This is a genomic window from Enterobacter cloacae complex sp. SHL012 (assembly GCF_049237505.1).
GTDB lineage: Bacteria > Pseudomonadota > Gammaproteobacteria > Enterobacterales > Enterobacteriaceae > Enterobacter > Enterobacter kobei.
Map to the genome: position 1 here is coordinate 11,477 of NZ_JBMKIZ010000003.1, position 16,189 is coordinate 27,665.

The 16,189-nt window shown below is 53.5% G+C and carries 20 protein-coding genes and 1 other RNA gene; 10 read left to right on the forward strand and 11 right to left on the reverse strand.

The features are described 5' to 3' along the window. Positions 1 to 147 precede the first annotated feature (147 nt). From ACOTY9_RS11125 to ACOTY9_RS11135, 3 genes are read left to right on the forward strand one after another with little or no spacing between them, the layout of a single operon-like run. Positions 148 to 636 carry a YfiR family protein gene (locus ACOTY9_RS11125; RefSeq protein WP_072093817.1) on the forward strand — a complete coding sequence of 163 codons (489 nt, stop codon included), beginning with the start codon at positions 148 to 150 and terminating at the stop codon, positions 634 to 636. Then, positions 629 to 1,849, forward strand: a complete 1,221-nt coding sequence (gene dgcN, locus ACOTY9_RS11130) for a diguanylate cyclase DgcN (RefSeq protein WP_014884873.1) — start codon at positions 629 to 631, stop codon at positions 1,847 to 1,849. Before ACOTY9_RS11125 ends, dgcN begins: the two co-directional genes overlap by 8 nt. A 12-nt stretch (positions 1,850 to 1,861) precedes the next feature. After that, a complete protein-coding gene (locus ACOTY9_RS11135; protein WP_023331110.1) occupies positions 1,862 to 2,347 on the forward strand; it encodes an OmpA family protein in 486 nt (161 codons plus the stop codon). A 2-nt stretch (positions 2,348 to 2,349) separates the two neighbouring features. On the opposite strand, the gene ACOTY9_RS11140 is transcribed toward ACOTY9_RS11135, so the two are convergent. The 7 genes from ACOTY9_RS11140 to ffh all read right to left on the reverse strand — a co-directional run bounded on the left by ACOTY9_RS11140 (position 2,350) and on the right by ffh (position 7,767). Then, entirely contained in the window at positions 2,350 to 3,720 is a 1,371-nt protein-coding gene (locus ACOTY9_RS11140) for a PepSY-associated TM helix domain-containing protein (RefSeq protein WP_348565842.1), read from the reverse strand. A 38-nt stretch (positions 3,721 to 3,758) separates the two neighbouring features. Beyond that, a complete protein-coding gene (locus tag ACOTY9_RS11145; protein ID WP_348565843.1) occupies positions 3,759 to 4,163 on the reverse strand; it encodes a DUF2946 domain-containing protein in 405 nt (134 codons plus the stop codon). A 132-nt stretch (positions 4,164 to 4,295) separates the two neighbouring features. Beyond that, positions 4,296 to 4,643 (reverse strand): 50S ribosomal protein L19, encoded by a 348-nt coding sequence (rplS, locus tag ACOTY9_RS11150; protein WP_002914145.1) that lies wholly within the window; start codon positions 4,641 to 4,643, stop codon positions 4,296 to 4,298. Between the two features lie 43 nt (positions 4,644 to 4,686). Next, entirely contained in the window at positions 4,687 to 5,454 is a 768-nt protein-coding gene (trmD, locus tag ACOTY9_RS11155) for a tRNA (guanosine(37)-N1)-methyltransferase TrmD (protein WP_014884877.1), read from the reverse strand. 31 nt (positions 5,455 to 5,485) lie between these two features. Continuing rightward, positions 5,486 to 6,025 (reverse strand): ribosome maturation factor RimM, encoded by a 540-nt coding sequence (gene rimM, locus ACOTY9_RS11160; protein ID WP_003863136.1) that lies wholly within the window; start codon positions 6,023 to 6,025, stop codon positions 5,486 to 5,488. Positions 6,026 to 6,040: 15 nt separating this feature from the next. Further along, positions 6,041 to 6,289: a 30S ribosomal protein S16 gene (rpsP, locus tag ACOTY9_RS11165; protein WP_003863133.1), complete on the reverse strand. Its 249-nt coding sequence runs from the start codon at positions 6,287 to 6,289 to the stop codon at positions 6,041 to 6,043. A gap of 116 nt (positions 6,290 to 6,405) precedes the next feature. Continuing rightward, positions 6,406 to 7,767: a signal recognition particle protein gene (gene ffh / locus ACOTY9_RS11170; RefSeq protein WP_014884878.1), complete on the reverse strand. Its 1,362-nt coding sequence runs from the start codon at positions 7,765 to 7,767 to the stop codon at positions 6,406 to 6,408. 166 nt (positions 7,768 to 7,933) lie between these two features. On the opposite strand from ffh, the gene ACOTY9_RS11175 reads away from it, so the two are divergent. Both ACOTY9_RS11175 and ACOTY9_RS11180 read left to right on the forward strand, forming a co-directional pair. Further along, positions 7,934 to 8,725, forward strand: coding sequence for a cytochrome C assembly family protein (locus ACOTY9_RS11175; protein ID WP_014884879.1), 792 nt, complete (start codon positions 7,934 to 7,936; stop codon positions 8,723 to 8,725). Between the two features lie 18 nt (positions 8,726 to 8,743). Next, the gene (locus tag ACOTY9_RS11180) at positions 8,744 to 10,030 is read left to right on the forward strand and encodes an HlyC/CorC family transporter (RefSeq protein WP_032629440.1); all 1,287 of its coding nucleotides are present in this window, start codon (positions 8,744 to 8,746) and stop codon (positions 10,028 to 10,030) included. Between the two features lie 51 nt (positions 10,031 to 10,081). On the opposite strand, the gene grpE is transcribed toward ACOTY9_RS11180, so the two are convergent. Continuing rightward, entirely contained in the window at positions 10,082 to 10,675 is a 594-nt protein-coding gene (gene grpE / locus ACOTY9_RS11185) for a nucleotide exchange factor GrpE (protein WP_014884881.1), read from the reverse strand. Positions 10,676 to 10,797: 122 nt separating this feature from the next. Between grpE and nadK the strand changes: the two genes are divergently transcribed. From nadK to bamE, 3 genes are all read left to right on the forward strand, one after another. Further along, on the forward strand, positions 10,798 to 11,676 hold the full coding sequence (gene nadK, locus ACOTY9_RS11190; RefSeq protein ID WP_008502500.1) for an NAD(+) kinase: 879 nt from the start codon (positions 10,798 to 10,800) through the stop codon (positions 11,674 to 11,676). An 85-nt stretch (positions 11,677 to 11,761) separates the two neighbouring features. Further along, a complete protein-coding gene (gene recN / locus ACOTY9_RS11195) occupies positions 11,762 to 13,423 on the forward strand; it encodes a DNA repair protein RecN (protein WP_348565844.1) in 1,662 nt (553 codons plus the stop codon). Between the two features lie 138 nt (positions 13,424 to 13,561). Continuing rightward, positions 13,562 to 13,900, forward strand: a complete 339-nt coding sequence (gene bamE / locus ACOTY9_RS11200; protein WP_014884883.1) for an outer membrane protein assembly factor BamE — start codon at positions 13,562 to 13,564, stop codon at positions 13,898 to 13,900. 108 nt (positions 13,901 to 14,008) lie between these two features. Here the strand turns inward: bamE and ACOTY9_RS11205 are convergent, their stop codons facing one another. Beyond that, the gene (locus ACOTY9_RS11205) at positions 14,009 to 14,296 is read right to left on the reverse strand and encodes an RnfH family protein (RefSeq protein ID WP_014884884.1); all 288 of its coding nucleotides are present in this window, start codon (positions 14,294 to 14,296) and stop codon (positions 14,009 to 14,011) included. Continuing rightward, positions 14,286 to 14,723, reverse strand: coding sequence for a type II toxin-antitoxin system RatA family toxin (locus ACOTY9_RS11210; RefSeq protein WP_014832955.1), 438 nt, complete (start codon positions 14,721 to 14,723; stop codon positions 14,286 to 14,288). The genes ACOTY9_RS11205 and ACOTY9_RS11210 overlap by 11 nt, the downstream gene beginning before the upstream one ends. A 156-nt stretch (positions 14,724 to 14,879) precedes the next feature. Here ACOTY9_RS11210 and smpB point away from each other — a divergent pair, with 156 nt between their 5' ends. Continuing rightward, on the forward strand, positions 14,880 to 15,362 hold the full coding sequence (smpB, locus tag ACOTY9_RS11215) for an SsrA-binding protein SmpB (RefSeq protein WP_008502505.1): 483 nt from the start codon (positions 14,880 to 14,882) through the stop codon (positions 15,360 to 15,362). Positions 15,363 to 15,451: 89 nt separating this feature from the next. Next, positions 15,452 to 15,815: a transfer-messenger RNA gene (gene ssrA / locus ACOTY9_RS11220) on the forward strand. A 115-nt stretch (positions 15,816 to 15,930) separates the two neighbouring features. Here ssrA and ACOTY9_RS11225 read toward each other — a convergent pair. Continuing rightward, complete coding sequence (locus ACOTY9_RS11225) at positions 15,931 to 16,149, reverse strand: ogr/Delta-like zinc finger family protein (protein ID WP_045334934.1); 219 nt, start codon at positions 16,147 to 16,149, stop codon at positions 15,931 to 15,933. Positions 16,150 to 16,189: the final 40 nt, after the last annotated feature.

Consider the following 16,189-nt stretch of genomic DNA (forward strand, 5'->3'; position numbering starts at 1 on the left):
CGAAGGCTATTTCTGACATAATGACGGCTCAGACAAACAATGGTATTCTGCCCGCATCTCTTAAGGACATCTATTTCCGGAGCGGTACGGCGGATTCTGGTGAGAAATTCATACTTGATCTCTTTGTTCCGACTCACTCTGGTGTTAATGCTGTTTCTTATGGTGGGCCCGGCGACGGCAGGCGCGCTCACGGAGACGGATAAATCGGTACGTTCGATTGTCTCGGGGATTGTGAGCTATACGCGATGGCCGTCACTTTCCGGACAGCCCAGGCTTTGCATTTATGCCACCTCTCACTACACGCACGCTCTCAGCGGCAATGAAGGGCATACCGAGTTACCCTACACTCCCGTTATTGTCCGTAACGATCGGGAAGCCCTGGACGCGACGTGCGATGCTGTTTATTTCGGGTCTGAACCGCCGGCAAAACAACTTGAATTAATAAGTCAATATCAGGGCAGAGCATTGCTATTAATCTCAGAGCAAAATCCGGAATGTGTTATTGGCAGTGCTTTTTGCCTGATAATCGAACGTGGCCAGGTGCGGTTTTCCGTCAATCTGGATGCATTGTCGCGCAGTGGTGTCAGGGTCAATCCCGATGTATTAATGCTTGCACGGAATAAGCAGCATGGATAAAGATTTCACCTCGACGCCACGCCCAACGTTTAAAAGAACGCTGAGGCGAAACAGCATGATAAGCGTCATCATCACGATGACGCTTATATGGCTGTTACTCTGTTTTGCTTCCGTCGTGACGTTAAAACAATACGCGCAAAAGAATCTCGAATTAACCGGCGCCACCATGAGCCACAGTCTTGAAGCCTCTCTGGTTTTCAACGATTCGTTGGCCGCCAACGAAACCCTCGCAGCCCTGGGTAAGCAGGGGCAGTTTGCCGTAGCAGAAGTCATTAACGTACACAAAAAGCGTTTTGCATACTGGTCCTGGAATCCGAAGGATAATAACGACACGCTGGGGGCGCTGGTCAGCCGCTGGCTTTTCCCTGTACCGATTGCACAGCCAATCATGCATAACGGTTCGATGATCGGCGAAATTCGCCTTACCGCGCGTGACAGCCTGATTAGCCACTTCATCTGGATGTCGTTTGCCGTTCTTACCGGCTGTATTCTTTTTGCCACCGTCGTCGCGATCGCCATTACCCACTCTCTGCATCACGGCATGGTCACGGCCCTGCAAAACATCACCGATGTGGTGCATGACGTCCGCACAAACCGTAATTTCTCCCGACGGGTGAAAGATGGGCGTATCGAAGAGTTCCACCAGTTTGGTGAAGACTTCAACAGCCTCCTGGATGAGATGGAGGAGTGGCAGCTTAAGCTTCAGGCGAAAAATGCCCAACTATTGCGTACCGCCATGCACGATCCGCTCACCGGCCTTGCTAACCGCGCAGCGTTTCGTAACAGCATTGCGGCACTGATGAACGACCCTTCGGCGAGAATAAATTCGGCCCTGCTCTTCCTTGATGGTGATAATTTTAAGTTTATCAATGACACCTGGGGACACGCGGCAGGAGACTGCGTGCTGATTGAAGTCGCTAGCAGGATGGTGGAATTTGGCGATAAGCGCCATCAGTCCTATCGCCTTGGCGGTGACGAATTTGCCATGGTGCTGTACGGCGTTCATTCTGAGCTTGAAGTTCAACACATTTGTGCTGCGTTATCGCAGCAGTTTATCCGTCCGTTTGATCTGCATAACGGACAAAAAGCATCGATGTCACTCAGCATTGGCTTTGCTCTGGCGTGGGAAAATGCGTCCGTTGAAGCATTACTGGAAAAAGCCGACCGCAATATGTACCAGGTCAAAAACCAGCGTACAAAAACAATAAGTTAGAAAGGATATACTATGTTAAAACGATACTTCGCGCCGTTAGTCCTGGCCTCACTGGTTCTGGCAGGCTGTCAGTCGCCGCCTGAAGGTAAATTCACGCCAGAACAAATTGCAGCGATGAAGTCCTACGGTTTTAACGAACTGAACGGCGACTGGTCCCTGGGATTATCGGATACCATTCTGTTTGATAAAAATGACGCCAGACTCCGTTCCGAAAGTGAAACACAGATCCAATCCATGGCCTCTCGTCTGGCGAAAACCGGCCTGAATCACGCTCGAATGGATGGTCATACGGATAATTACGGCGAAGAAAGTTACAACGAAGCGCTGTCGTTAAAACGTGCCAATGCCGTTGCCGACGCATGGGCGAAGGGAGCGAATATCCCGCGCGAGAATCTCACCACCCGGGGATTAGGCAAAAAATACCCGATTGCGAGCAACAGTACCGCGCAAGGGCGCGCTGAAAACCGCCGGGTATCAGTGGTTATCAGCACGCCATAGGGTTATTTAGCGGATGATTCGGCGAGCGACACGCCTGTTGCCGCTCGCCAGCGTAGCCAGTCGATCAGAATAAACAGCGCCAGACTCACCCCCATCACAGGCAAAGCCAGCCCCAATAGCACGCTGATGATGAGCGTAACACCTCTTCCCCATCCTGACAGCGCCAGCCAGCACTGACAAAGCGTTTGTACCGGATTGACTGCCGATTGTGCCGGGCGATGCATCCACCACATCCGGTACCCCCAGATGATAAGCACGCACAGGGCAAGCCCGAAGGCAACGAGCAGCAGCTGATTCACCAGCCCGAATAAAATCCCCATATGGAAATCTACGCCCCAGCGGGTCAGTTTTGCCATTAGCGGGAAATCCTCAAAACGGGTTCTGTCCAGAACCTGCATCGTACCGGGATCAACCGCAACCGCATCCACCTGAGTTGGCCAGCTGCGATCGATTTCCGTCACGGTCCAGGCACGGTCCGCCGTTTTCGCCGGGCGGATCTCAAGCTTGCTGGCATCAATCCCCGCTTTACGCGCCGCGCTTAATACGCCATCAAATTGCGTCAGATCCATCGCCATTTCAGGCATCATCATGCCGGCATGGTGACCGCGATGCTCCGCGTGTTCGTCCATCATGGCAGGCGCACCTGAAAGCGTGGTGTTCACCTGAGGCGTAAGCCAGTTCATTTGTGCCCGGAGTTTATCGACGTTTCCGCCCGCCCACTGCGACCACGTCAGGCCGGTTGCGGAGAACAACAGCATTCCGCCCAGCAGGATCCAGCCTAATACCACATGCACACGACGACGGTTCTGGAAGCGGTTGTTAATTCGCCGTTTCGGTCGGGTATAAAACCACAGGGCAATACCGCCCAATGCGGTAACCCACATCCACGACGCGGCCAGTTCGCTATAGAGACGCCCGATATCACCCAGCATCAAAGAGGTATGCAAATAATCAATGGTCTGGCGCAGCGGTAAAATCCCGCTGGTGCCGTACACCGTCATATCCCCCAGCACCGCCAGATTTACCGGATCGACAAAGATAGCCCGGTTTTCCGATGGCCCCAGCGTCGGGTCAGCAAACATCACGCGGGTGGTTTCGCCTTCAACCAGCCCCGGACGAACGGCGTGCAAACGCAAATCTGAACCCACGATTTTTTCCGCCACGGCAATTTGGTTCGCCAGCGGCTGCGGCTCGCCCGCGGAATCGGTGTGGAGCGCGTGCCGATAGAGGACATTTTCCAGCTGTGGCGTCGCCACATACAGCGTACCGGTTAACGCAGCGAAGAAGATAAACGGGCCAACAAACAGCCCGATGTAGAAATGGAGGCGACGCAGCAGGTTTCCCCATGCCGCGCGCGGTGTGCAGGTAGTCATACTTTTCCTTTTTAAGGCAAAAAGTTATCGATATTTTTTTAAAGGGAGAAAGCAGACTGCCGCGGCGGCGCGCGGGTATCGGGGTAAAGCCAGGGGAAAAAGTGCCAGTAGCTGACCGCCTGACGCGGCGGCTTAAGGCGAAGCCGTTGCAGCACCACGCAGAGCAGGACGATCAGCGCCAGCATCATGCCAGGTACATGCGCTAACAGCACGCAGTAACCGCACGCTTCCGCATGGTCGACAGGTATCGTATGCGGCGTATCGCCATGATGCGCATCCATCGACATCATGCTCATGTCATGATGCATGCCCGGCATGGCACTCATGGGATCTTTCTGCAAGGAGACGGAGATAAGCGGCGCTACCACGATCAGCAGGATCGCAAACAGCGCGGTCAAGGCCGCTGCGCGTTTCCAGGTGTGCTGATGCAGTACGTTGCCCACTTTCCCTCCATTCAAGAGGGAAGCATTGTAAATGATTTATGACAAAAGGGTTAATGCGAGAGGTGCGATGCGATAAAAAAAGGGCCGGCCTTTCGGCCAGCCCTTTCTAACAGGATGTCGCTTAAGCGAATCTTAGTTCAGACGCTCTTTAATACGAGCAGACTTACCAGTACGCTCACGCAGGTAGTACAGTTTAGCTTTACGTACAGCACCACGACGTTTAACAGCAATGCTGTCAACTACCGGAGAGTGAGTCTGGAAGACACGCTCAACGCCTTCGCCGTTGGAAATTTTACGAACAGTGAATGCAGAGTGCAGACCGCGGTTACGAATAGCGATAACCACGCCCTCGAATGCCTGCAGACGTTTTTTGGAACCTTCAACAACCCATACTTTCACTTCCACGGTGTCACCTGGACGGAAGGAAGGTACGTCCTGCTTCATCTGCTCTTGTTCAAGTTGCTTAATAATGTTGCTCATAATTTAATCTCTTATCCTGGGTAAACTGATATTCGGGAGCGTATTACGCCTTCCCATCATGTTCATGCTGCTGGTTCGCGTGTTCAGTTTTGAACTCGGCCAGCAACTTTGCTTGCTCTTCAGTCAGAGCCAGGTTTTCCAGAAGTTCAGGTCTTCTAAGCCAGGTTCGGCCCAGCGACTGCTTCAAACGCCAGCGACGTATCTCGGCATGGTTTCCAGACAGTAACACCGCCGGGACTTCCATCCCTTCTAACACTTCAGGACGAGTATAGTGTGGGCAGTCCAGCAACCCATCGGCAAAGGAATCTTCCGTTGCCGAAGCTTCATGGCCCAGTACACCCGGAATGAACCGGGCAACGGAGTCAATCAGCGTCATCGCTGGTAACTCACCACCGCTGAGAACGTAATCGCCGATAGACCATTCTTCGTCAATCTCGGTTTGAATTACGCGCTCATCTATCCCTTCGTAGCGACCACAGACCAGAATCAGCTTTTGATTCGTCGCCAGTTCGCTCACGCCCGCTTGATCAAGCTTGCGTCCCTGAGGTGACAGATAAATCACCTTTGCGCCTTCACCTGCCGCGGCTTTTGCTGTGTGAATGGCATCCCGCAAGGGTTGTACCATCATCAACATCCCCGGTCCGCCGCCGTAAGGACGATCGTCCACGGTACGGTGCCGGTCATGCGTGAAGTCACGAGGACTCCAGCTCTGGATGCTCAGCAGGCCATTCTTTACTGCCCGGCCAGTTACCCCGTAATCGGTAATCGCGCGGAACATTTCAGGAAACAGGCTAATTATGCCAATCCACATAGCGCCGTCTTTTACCGTTTATCCGGAGAATTTAAAAACCAGGATCCCAATCTACTTCAATGGTTTGAGTAGTGAGATCGACTTTCTTGATAACCTGTCCATCGAGGAACGGGACCAACCGCTCCTTGATGCCAAATGCATCTTTCAGGTTTGCCTTAATGACGAGAACGTCATTTGACCCGGTTTCCATCATATCGATGACTTTTCCCAGGCTGTAGCCTTCGGTAGTGACTACCTGGCAACCCATAAGGTCTTTCCAGTAGTAGTCGCCCTCTTCCAGCTGTGGCAACTGCGACGAATCCACGACAATTTCACAATTAGTCAGCGCATTCGCGGCATCACGATCGTCAATGCCTTTCAGCTTGATGATGATGTCCTGATTGTGGTGACGCCAGCTTTCCAGCTCGACCTCTTCCCACTTACCGGCTTTCTGGATAAACCAGGGCTGGTAATCAAAAATGCTATCAGCGTCTTCAGTGGAGGAAAACACTCTGAGCCAACCACGGATACCGTAGCAAGAACCCATTTTTCCCAATACGATCGGTTCAACAGGTGCTTTATTGCTCATCATGACCACCGTGACAGATTAAGCTGCTTTGTTTGCTGCTTTGATCAGCGTAGCAACGCGATCGGAAACAGTAGCGCCCTGGCCAACCCAGTGAGCGATACGATCCAGATCCAGACGAGTTTCTTCTTCTGCGCCAGCGGCCAGTGGGTTGAAGAAACCAACGCGCTCGATGAAGCGACCGTTGCGTGCATTACGGCTGTCAGTGACAACAACCTGGTAGAACGGACGCTTTTTAGCGCCGTGACGAGCTAAACGAATAGTTACCATAACATCCTCTTGTGTGAATAAAACAACCGGGCCCCATCGAGGAACGGAGCCCGGGTGTCATATTAAAAGCCCGAAAATTTTACTCATTTTCGGGCAAAAAGCAATCTCAAAAGCGATTATCGCCCAGGAAAGCCGGGTGGCATCATGCCTTTCATCCCGCGCATCATCTTCGCCATGCCGCCTTTCTTCATTTTCTTCATCATGCGCTGCATGTCGTCGAACTGTTTCAGAAGGCGGTTAACGTCCTGCACCTGCATGCCGCAACCGGCTGCGATACGGCGTTTACGGGAACCTTTGATGATGTCCGGGTTAGCGCGTTCTTTCAACGTCATCGAGTTGATGATCGCCTCCATACGCACCAGCACTTTGTCATCCATCTGCGCTTTCACGTTGTCTGGGATCTGCCCCATGCCCGGCAGTTTGCCCATCAGGCTGGCCATGCCGCCCATGTTTTTCATCTGGCGCAACTGCTCAAGGAAGTCGGTCAGATCGAAACCGTCGCCTTTTTTCAGCTTGCTGGCGAGTTTTTCCGCCTGCGCACGGTCAACCTTGCTCTCGATATCTTCAATCAGCGACAGCACGTCGCCCATGCCGAGGATACGGGAGGCAATACGATCCGGGTGGAACGGCTCCAGCGCTTCGGTTTTCTCGCCCACGCCAAGGAATTTAATCGGCTTACCGGTGATGTGGCGAATCGAGAGCGCCGCACCGCCGCGGGCGTCGCCGTCCACTTTGGTCAGCACCACGCCGGTTAACGGCAGCGCTTCGTTAAACGCTTTCGCGGTATTCGCCGCATCCTGACCGGTCATGGCGTCGACAACAAACAGGGTCTCTACCGGGTTGATAGAGGCATGCACCTGCTTGATCTCATCCATCATCGCTTCGTCAACGTGCAGACGACCGGCGGTATCCACCAGCAGCACGTCGTAGAATTTCAGCTTCGCCTCTTTCAGCGCGGCGTTAACGATGTCGACAGGCTTCTGGGCCACGTCTGACGGGAAGAAATCCACACCAACCTGCTCGGCCAGGGTTTCCAGCTGTTTGATCGCCGCCGGGCGATAGACGTCCGCAGAGACCACCAGCACTTTCTTCTTGTGCTTCTCACGCAGGAATTTACCCAGCTTACCGACGCTGGTCGTTTTACCCGCCCCCTGCAGGCCCGCCATCAGCACCACGGCCGGTGGCTGAGCCGCCAGGTTAAGCACCTGGTTCTCTTCGCCCATCGCCGAAACCAGTTCGTTACGAACGATTTTGACGAACTCCTGACCCGGGGTCAGGCTCTTGTTAACTTCATGACCAACCGCCTTCTCTTTAACGCGGTTGATAAAATCACGAACAACCGGCAACGCGACGTCTGCTTCCAGCAGCGCCATGCGCACTTCGCGCAGCGTTTCCTTGATGTTCTCTTCAGTAAGGCGTCCGCGGCCGCTGATGTTGCGCAGCGTGCGCGACAAACGATCGGTTAAATTATCAAACATTGTCTCTCGCCTGAGTAGAAACGTTGGGCCGCATTGAGCGACACATACACAGAATTTTGCCGGAGTATAACATGAAGGCGTCTTTGTTGTTATGCAACGGTTGGAGCAGGCGTCACGTAACGTTATACTGCTTCTCTTTCTTATTAAGACAACTGTCGATGCCTATATGCCTGTTTTCGCACTGATCGCCCTTGTTGCCTACTCTGTCAGCCTCGCGCTGATCGTTCCCGGACTGCTGCAAAAAAACAGCGGCTGGCGGCGCATGGCTATTCTTTCCGCGGTGATCGCACTGATAAGCCACGCGTTTGCGCTGGAATCACGTATCATCCCCGGCGACGGCAGCGTGCAAAACCTGAGCGTCCTCAACGTCGGCTCGCTGGTCAGTTTGATGATCTGTACGGTAATGACCATCGTGGCGTCTAAAAATCGCGGCTGGCTGCTGCTACCGATTGTCTATACCTTCGCGCTGATCAATCTGGCCTTAGCCACCTTCATGCCCAATGAATTCATTACGCATCTGGAAGCGACGCCGGGGATGCTGGTGCATATCGGCCTGTCGCTGTTTGCCTACGCGACGTTGATCATCGCGGCGCTTTACGCCATGCAGCTCGCCTGGATTGACTACCAGTTGAAAAACAAAAAGCTGGCGTTTAACCATGAAATGCCGCCGTTGATGGTCATTGAGCGTAAGATGTTCCACATCACCCAGGTCGGGGTGGTGCTGCTGACGCTCACGCTCTGCACAGGCCTGTTCTACATGAAGAACCTGTTCAGCGTGGAGAATATCGATAAAGCGGTGCTCTCCATCATCGCGTGGTTTGTCTATATTGTCCTGTTATGGGGCCATTATCATGAAGGCTGGCGCGGTCGCCGCGTGGTCTGGTTCAACGTCGCGGGGGCGGGCATTCTCACCCTTGCCTATTTTGGCAGCCGCTTCATACAGCAATTTGCTGGCTAAGAAACAAAGGAGTTCCCCCTGGAACACATCTCTACCACCACGCTGATCGTTATCCTGATCGTCATGGTGGTCATCTCCGCCTATTTCTCCGGCTCGGAAACCGGCATGATGACCTTAAACCGCTACCGGTTACGTCATCGTGCCAAGCAGGGTAACCGTGCCGCACGTCGCGTTGAAAAACTGCTCCGCAAGCCGGATCAACTGATAAGCCTGGTGCTCATCGGTAACAACCTCGTCAATATTCTTGCCTCTGCTCTGGGCACCATCGTCGGTATGCGCCTGTACGGCAACGCCGGGGTCGCTATCGCCACCGGCGTGCTGACGTTTGTGGTACTGGTGTTTGCTGAAGTGCTGCCTAAGACCATCGCTGCGCTTTACCCGGAGAAAGTCGCCTACCCGAGCAGCTTCCTGCTGGCGCCGCTGCAAATCCTGATGATGCCGCTGGTCTGGTTGCTGAATATGGTGACGCGCGTACTGATGCGGATGGTGGGCATCAAAGCCGATGTCACCATCAGCAGCGCGCTCAGCAAAGAGGAACTGCGCACCATCGTGCACGAATCCCGCACGCAGATTTCCCGGCGCAATCAGGACATGCTCCTGTCGGTGCTGGATCTGGAAAAAGTGAGCGTGAACGACATCATGGTGCCGCGGAACGAAATCGTCGGTATCGACATCAACGATGACTGGAAAGCCATCGTCCGCCAGCTGACGCACTCCCCGCACGGGCGCATCGTGCTCTATCGCGACTCGCTGGATGACGCCATCAGCATGCTGCGCGTGCGTGAAGCGTATCGTCTGATGACCGAGAAAAAAGAGTTCACCAAAGAGGTTATGCTGCGCGCCGCCGACGAAATTTACTATGTGCCGGAAGGAACGCCGCTCAGCACGCAGCTGGTTAAATTCCAGCGCAACAAGAAAAAAGTCGGTCTGGTCGTCAATGAATACGGCGACATTCAGGGACTGGTGACGGTCGAAGATATTCTGGAAGAGATAGTCGGCGACTTTACTACGTCAATGTCGCCTTCTCTCGCGGAAGAGGTCACCCCGCAAAACGACGGTTCAGTGCTGATTGACGGGAGCGCGAACATTCGCGAACTCAATAAAGCCTTTAACTGGCATTTGCCGGAAGATGAAGCGCGTACGATTAACGGGATGATTCTGGAAGCGCTGGAGGAGATCCCGGCGGCAGGCACGCGGGTGCGCATTGAGCAGTACGATATTGATATCCTGGACGTGCAGGACAATATGATTAAGCAGGTGAAGGTTCTGCCCGTCACGCCGCTTCGGGAAAGTATTGCCGAATAAAATGTAGGCCGGGTAAGGCGAACGCCGCCACCCGGCACTACAGGTAGCAAATTACGCTTTCGCTTTCGCCACGGTCACCATCGCAGCGCGAATGGTACGGCCGTTCAGGGTATACCCTTTCTGCATCACGCCCAGCACTTTACCGGCTTCAATCTCTTCAGATTCGACCATTGCAATCGCCTGGTGGACGTTTGGATCCAGCGGAACGTTGGTATCGGCAATTACTTCCACGCCAAACTTACGCACCACGTCGAGCATGGATTTCAGCGTCAGTTCGATACCTTCGATCATCGCTGCATTGTCCGGGTTCGCTTTATCAGCCACTTCCAGGGCGCGATCGAGGCTATCAATCACCGGCAGCAGTTCGTTGACGAATTTCTCCAGCGCGAATTTATGCGCCTTCTCAACGTCCTGCTCGGTACGACGACGCAGGTTTTCCATTTCCGCCTTAATGCGCAGAACACTTTCGCGTTCGCGATTCTGTGCTTCTACCAGTTGGGCTTCCAGATTCGCAATTTTTTCATCGCGCGGGTCCACCTGCTCAGCAGATGCGTCTGGCTCTACTGCCTCAACTTCATCGTGCTGTTCCGTGATAATTTCTTCAGGGGCTTGCCCCTCAGGCGTTTTCTGTTCTTTACTACTCATGAATTTCTCCGCGTTTTTCTGCATTCATCTCGCTAACTTCGCTTATTATGGGGATCAGTTTCCTGGATTCAAGGGAACAAGAGAGATTGTCATCATTCATCAGGCACAAGGACCTCCAGAAAATGAATAATCATTTCAGGTGTATTGGGATCGTCGGGCATCCGCGTCACCCTACCGCATTGACGACACATGAAATGTTGTATCGCTGGTTGTGTAGCAAAGGCTATGAAGTGATGGTCGAGCAGCAGATTGCGCAGGAGCTGCAGCTCAAGAGCGTCAAAACCGGAACCCTGGCAGAGATTGGTCAACAGGCCGATCTCGCCGTGGTGGTGGGCGGTGACGGAAACATGCTCGGTGCCGCACGCACGCTGGCGCGCTATGACATCAAGGTTATCGGCATCAACCGAGGCAATCTCGGCTTTTTAACCGATCTCGACCCGGACAACGCGCAACAGCAACTGGCTGACGTGCTGGAAGGTCACTATATCAGCGAAAAGCGCTTCTTACTGGAAGCGCAGGTGTGCCAGCAGGACTGCCAGAAGCGCATCAGCACCGCGATTAACGAAGTAGTACTTCACCCCGGTAAAGTGGCGCATATGATTGAGTTCGAAGTCTATATCGACGAAATCTTTGCCTTCTCGCAGCGCTCTGACGGACTGATTATCTCCACCCCAACCGGCTCAACCGCCTACTCACTTTCTGCGGGTGGCCCCATTCTGACGCCCTCGCTGGATGCCATTACCCTGGTGCCGATGTTCCCGCACACGCTCTCCGCCCGCCCGTTGGTCATCAACGGTGACAGCACGATACGTCTGCGCTTCTCGCACCGCCGTAACGACCTGGAGATCAGCTGCGACAGCCAGATTGCGCTGCCGATCCAGGAAGGTGAAGATGTCCTCATTCGCCGATGCGATTACCACCTGAACCTGATTCACCCGAAAGATTACAGCTATTTCAACACATTAAGCTCGAAGCTCGGCTGGTCAAAAAAATTGTTCTGATTTTACATCCAGGACTTTACTGTATAAAAAACCAGTTTATACTGTATGAAAACACAGTTATGGTTTTTCATACAGGAAAACAATTATGCTGGCACAACTGACCATCAGCAACTTTGCCATAGTTCGTGAGCTTGAGATCGATTTCCACAGCGGCATGACGGCGATCACCGGGGAAACCGGTGCGGGTAAATCCATTGCCATTGATGCCCTCGGCTTGTGCCTTGGCGGCCGCGCCGAGGGAGACATGGTGCGCAGGGGCGCAAACCGCGCCGACCTGTGCGCACGCTTCTCCCTGAAAGACACGCCTGCCGCCCAGCGCTGGCTCGAACAGAATCAGCTTGAAGATGGGCGTGAGTGTTTACTTCGCCGCGTGATCAGCAGCGACGGCCGCTCCCGTGGTTTTATCAACGGCACGGCGGTCCCCCTCTCTCAGCTTCGCGAACTCGGCCAGCTGCTTATTCAGATCCACGGTCAGCACGCGCATCAGCAGTTAGTCAAACCAGAACAGCAGAAAGCATTGCTTGATGGCTATGCGGGTGAGTACGCGCTTACTCAGCTCATGGCTGAACACTACCGTCTGTGGCATCAGAGCTGCCGGGAGCTGGCTCAGCATCAGCAGCAAAGCCAGGAGCGCGCCGCGCGTGCGGAGCTGCTGGCGTACCAGCTTAAGGAACTGAACGAATTCAATCCGCAGGCGGGTGAGTTTGAGCAAATCGACGAGGAGTACAAGCGCCTCGCCAACAGTGGCCACCTGCTCTCAACCAGCCAGAATGCGCTCAATATGCTCGCTGATGGCGAAGAAGCGAACCTGCAGAGCCAGCTCTATAGCGTTCGTCAGCTGATCACCGAGCTGGCAGGCATGGACAGCAAACTCTCTGGCGTACTGGATATGCTGGAAGAGGCCGCGATTCAAATCTCAGAAGCCAGTGACGAACTGCGCCACTACTGTGAGCGTCTGGATCTCGACCCGAACCGTCTGTTTGAGCTGGAACAGCGCATCTCCCGTCAGATCGCCCTGGCGCGTAAGCACCATGTTACGCCGGAAGAGCTGCCGGGCTACTATCAGGCTCTGCTGGAAGAGCAGCAGCAGCTTGACGATCAGGCTGACTCGCAGGAAACCCTTTCTCTGGCGGTGAACCTGCATCATGAACAGGCGCTGGCCACAGCGCAAAAGCTGCATGAAATCCGTCAGCATTACGCTCAGGAACTCAGCCAGCACATCACCGACAGCATGCATACGCTGGCAATGCCGCACGGTGTATTCACCATTGATGTTCGCTTTGAAGAGAATCACCTGACGGCGGAAGGTGCGGATCGCATTGAGTTCCGTGTCACCACCAACCCGGGCCAACCGCTTCAGGCTATCTCCAAAGTCGCCTCCGGCGGCGAGCTGTCGCGTATTGCGCTGGCGATTCAGGTTATTACCGCGCGTAAAATGGAAACCCCGGCGCTGATTTTCGATGAGGTGGATGTCGGGATCAGCGGTCCAACGGCGGCGGTTGTCGGCAAACTGCTGCGTCAGTTAGGCGAATCAACGCAGGTGATGTGCGTCACTCACCTGCCGCAGGTTGCGGGCTGTGGTCATCATCACTTTATTGTCAGCAAAGAAACCGATGGCGAAATGACGGAAACGCACATGATGCCGCTCGATAAACGTGCACGTCTGCAGGAGCTGGCACGCCTGCTCGGCGGTAGTGAAGTCACGCGTAATACGCTCGCGAACGCGAAAGAACTGCTGGCGGCATAAACTTTTTCGGGATCTCAGGGTCATAGAGAACAACAAAAACGCCGCCAGACCGGTTTCAAAGTGGGGCAAGGTCTATTATCATCGGCATATTACATATGAGCCGCGTTCTGCTCGGGCCCGAAAAGGAATCAAATCACTATGCGTTGTAAAATGCTGACCGCTGCCGCAGCGGTTCTTCTGATGTTGACCGCAGGCTGTTCCACTCTGGAGAAAGTGGTTTACCGTCCTGACATCAACCAGGGGAACTACCTTACCCCTAACGATGTGTCCAAAATCCGTGTGGGGATGACACAACAGCAGGTCGCTTATGCACTGGGAACCCCGATGATGTCCGATCCGTTCGGCACTAACACCTGGTTCTATGTATTCCGTCAGCAGCCAGGCCATGAAGATGTGACCCAGCAGACCCTGACGCTGACTTTCAGCAGCGCCGGTGTGTTGACCAACATAGACAACAAACCTGCCCTGACCAAATAATCAGGCGTCAGAAATGCAAAAAGGTGCTCAATGAGCACCTTTTTTGTATCTGAATTCTTACGCAGAGTCGTAGCCCCGGTAAGCGCAGCGCCACCGGGGGAGAAAGCGCTACTTACTCGCCTTCTCGGCACGCTGGCGACGCAGCTCTTTCGGGTCGGCAATCAGCGGACGATAAATCTCCACCCGATCGCCCTCTTTCAGCACGTCACCCAGCTTCACCGGACGGCTGTAAATACCGACCTTATTTTTCGCCAGGTCGATATCACTGCGAAGCTCGAGGATGCCGGACGCGCGGATAGCCGCTTCTACGGTCGCGCCCTCGTCCAGCGTCACGCGCTGCAAATACTGTTTCTCTGGCAGCGCGTACACCACTTCCACAGCGATCTTATGCGACACTGTAAACCTCTTTGGCGCGGGTCGTGAACGCCTGAACCATATTCGAGGCCAGCTCTTTAAAGATGCGGCCAAACGCCAGCTCAATCAGCTTATTGGTAAACTCAAAGTCCAGATGGAACTCAATACGGCAGGCGTCCGCGCTCAGTGGGGTAAACTTCCAGCCCCCCATCAGCGTTTTAAACGGACCATCGACCAGATGCATCAAAATACTCTGATTGCTGGTCAGCGTATTGCGGGTGGTGAACGTCTTGCTGATCCCCGCTTTGGAGACATCCACCGCCGCGGTCATCTGCGTCGGGCCAGACTCCAGAACGCGGCTTCCGGTACACCCCGGAATAAATTCTGGATAAGACTGAACATCGTTCACTAACTGATACATCTGTTCCGCGCTGTAAGGCACAAGCGCAGTACGGCTAATCTGAGGCATAGCATTTTCCATGGTCACACAACGGACAAATAATAACATTTATCACCTGTTAAAAAAACGCTAAGCCTCATCTCGTGCTAAGATAGCGCGTTAGACCTCACAGGACGCAATGAGGTGACTTTTTGAAATCAGATTACCGACGGCTTTACGACACTTATGACGAAGAAAAAAGCACATAAACCAGGCTCGGCGACCATTGCGCTCAACAAGCGTGCGCGCCACGAGTATTTCATTGAAGAAGAATTCGAAGCTGGCCTTGCGTTGCAGGGCTGGGAAGTAAAATCGCTGCGCGCCGGGAAAGCCAATATCGGCGACAGCTACGTGATCCTGAAAGATGGCGAAGCTTTCCTGTTCGGCGCGAACTTTACGCCGCTGACCGTCGCCTCGTCACACTACGTGTGTGACCCAACGCGCACCCGTAAGCTGCTGCTAAATAAGCGTGAGCTGGAATCTCTCTACGGACGCATCAACCGCGAAGGTTTCACCGTGGTCGCCCTGTCGCTGTACTGGAAAAACGCCTGGTGCAAGGTGAAGGTTGGCGTGGCGAAGGGTAAAAAGCAGCACGACAAACGTACTGACCTGAAAGAGCGCGAGTGGCAGCTTGATAAAGCGCGCATCATGAAAAACGCAGGACGTTGATTCTGCACACTTATTGTACTATTCAATAAGTTAGCGTTCCGGGCTGGTATCCAGGAAGTGAAATCTGGTATACTCAGTTCAACACTATTGGGGCTGATTCTGGATTCGACGGGATTTGCGAAACCCAAGGTGCATGCCGAGGGGCGGTTTGCCTCGTTAAAAGCCGCAAAAAAATAGTCGCAAACGACGAAAACTACGCTTTAGCAGCTTAATAACCTGCTCTGAGCCCTCTCTCCCTAGCTTCCGCTCTTAAGACGGGGATCAAAGAGAGGTCAAACCCAAAAGAGATCGCGTGGAAGCCCTGCCTGGGGTTGAAGCGTTAAAACTAATCAGGCTAGTTCGTTAGTGGCGTGTCTGTCCGCAGCTGGCGTGCGAATGTAAAGACAAACTAAGCATGTAGTACCGAGGATGTAGAAATTTCGGACGCGGGTTCAACTCCCGCCAGCTCCACCAAATAAAACAAGGGGTTACGTGAAAACGTAGCCCCTTTTTCTATTCCAATGGCGGCAAAATGGCGACAGGCTTTTGGACTGGCGACAAAAAAACCCGCTTTGAAAGCGGGTTCTTTTTAAAAATTCATGTGCCCTTGCCCATCTTTTCCCGGATGTGGGGGTGCAGAAGAAATCACATTAGGCTTAATGATATGCCTAACAAATGTTTCATGCGTGACAAAAGTACAACCGCAGTTGATATTTTGGCACTGGTTGTAACGTTCTTTGGTTGTTGCTGATACCTGAAAACTGCTTCTTGTATGCGCTGCCTGGCCGCACTCTGGACAATTCATCATTCCGGTTATCCCACCACTTTTGCCAAAATCACAATAATGA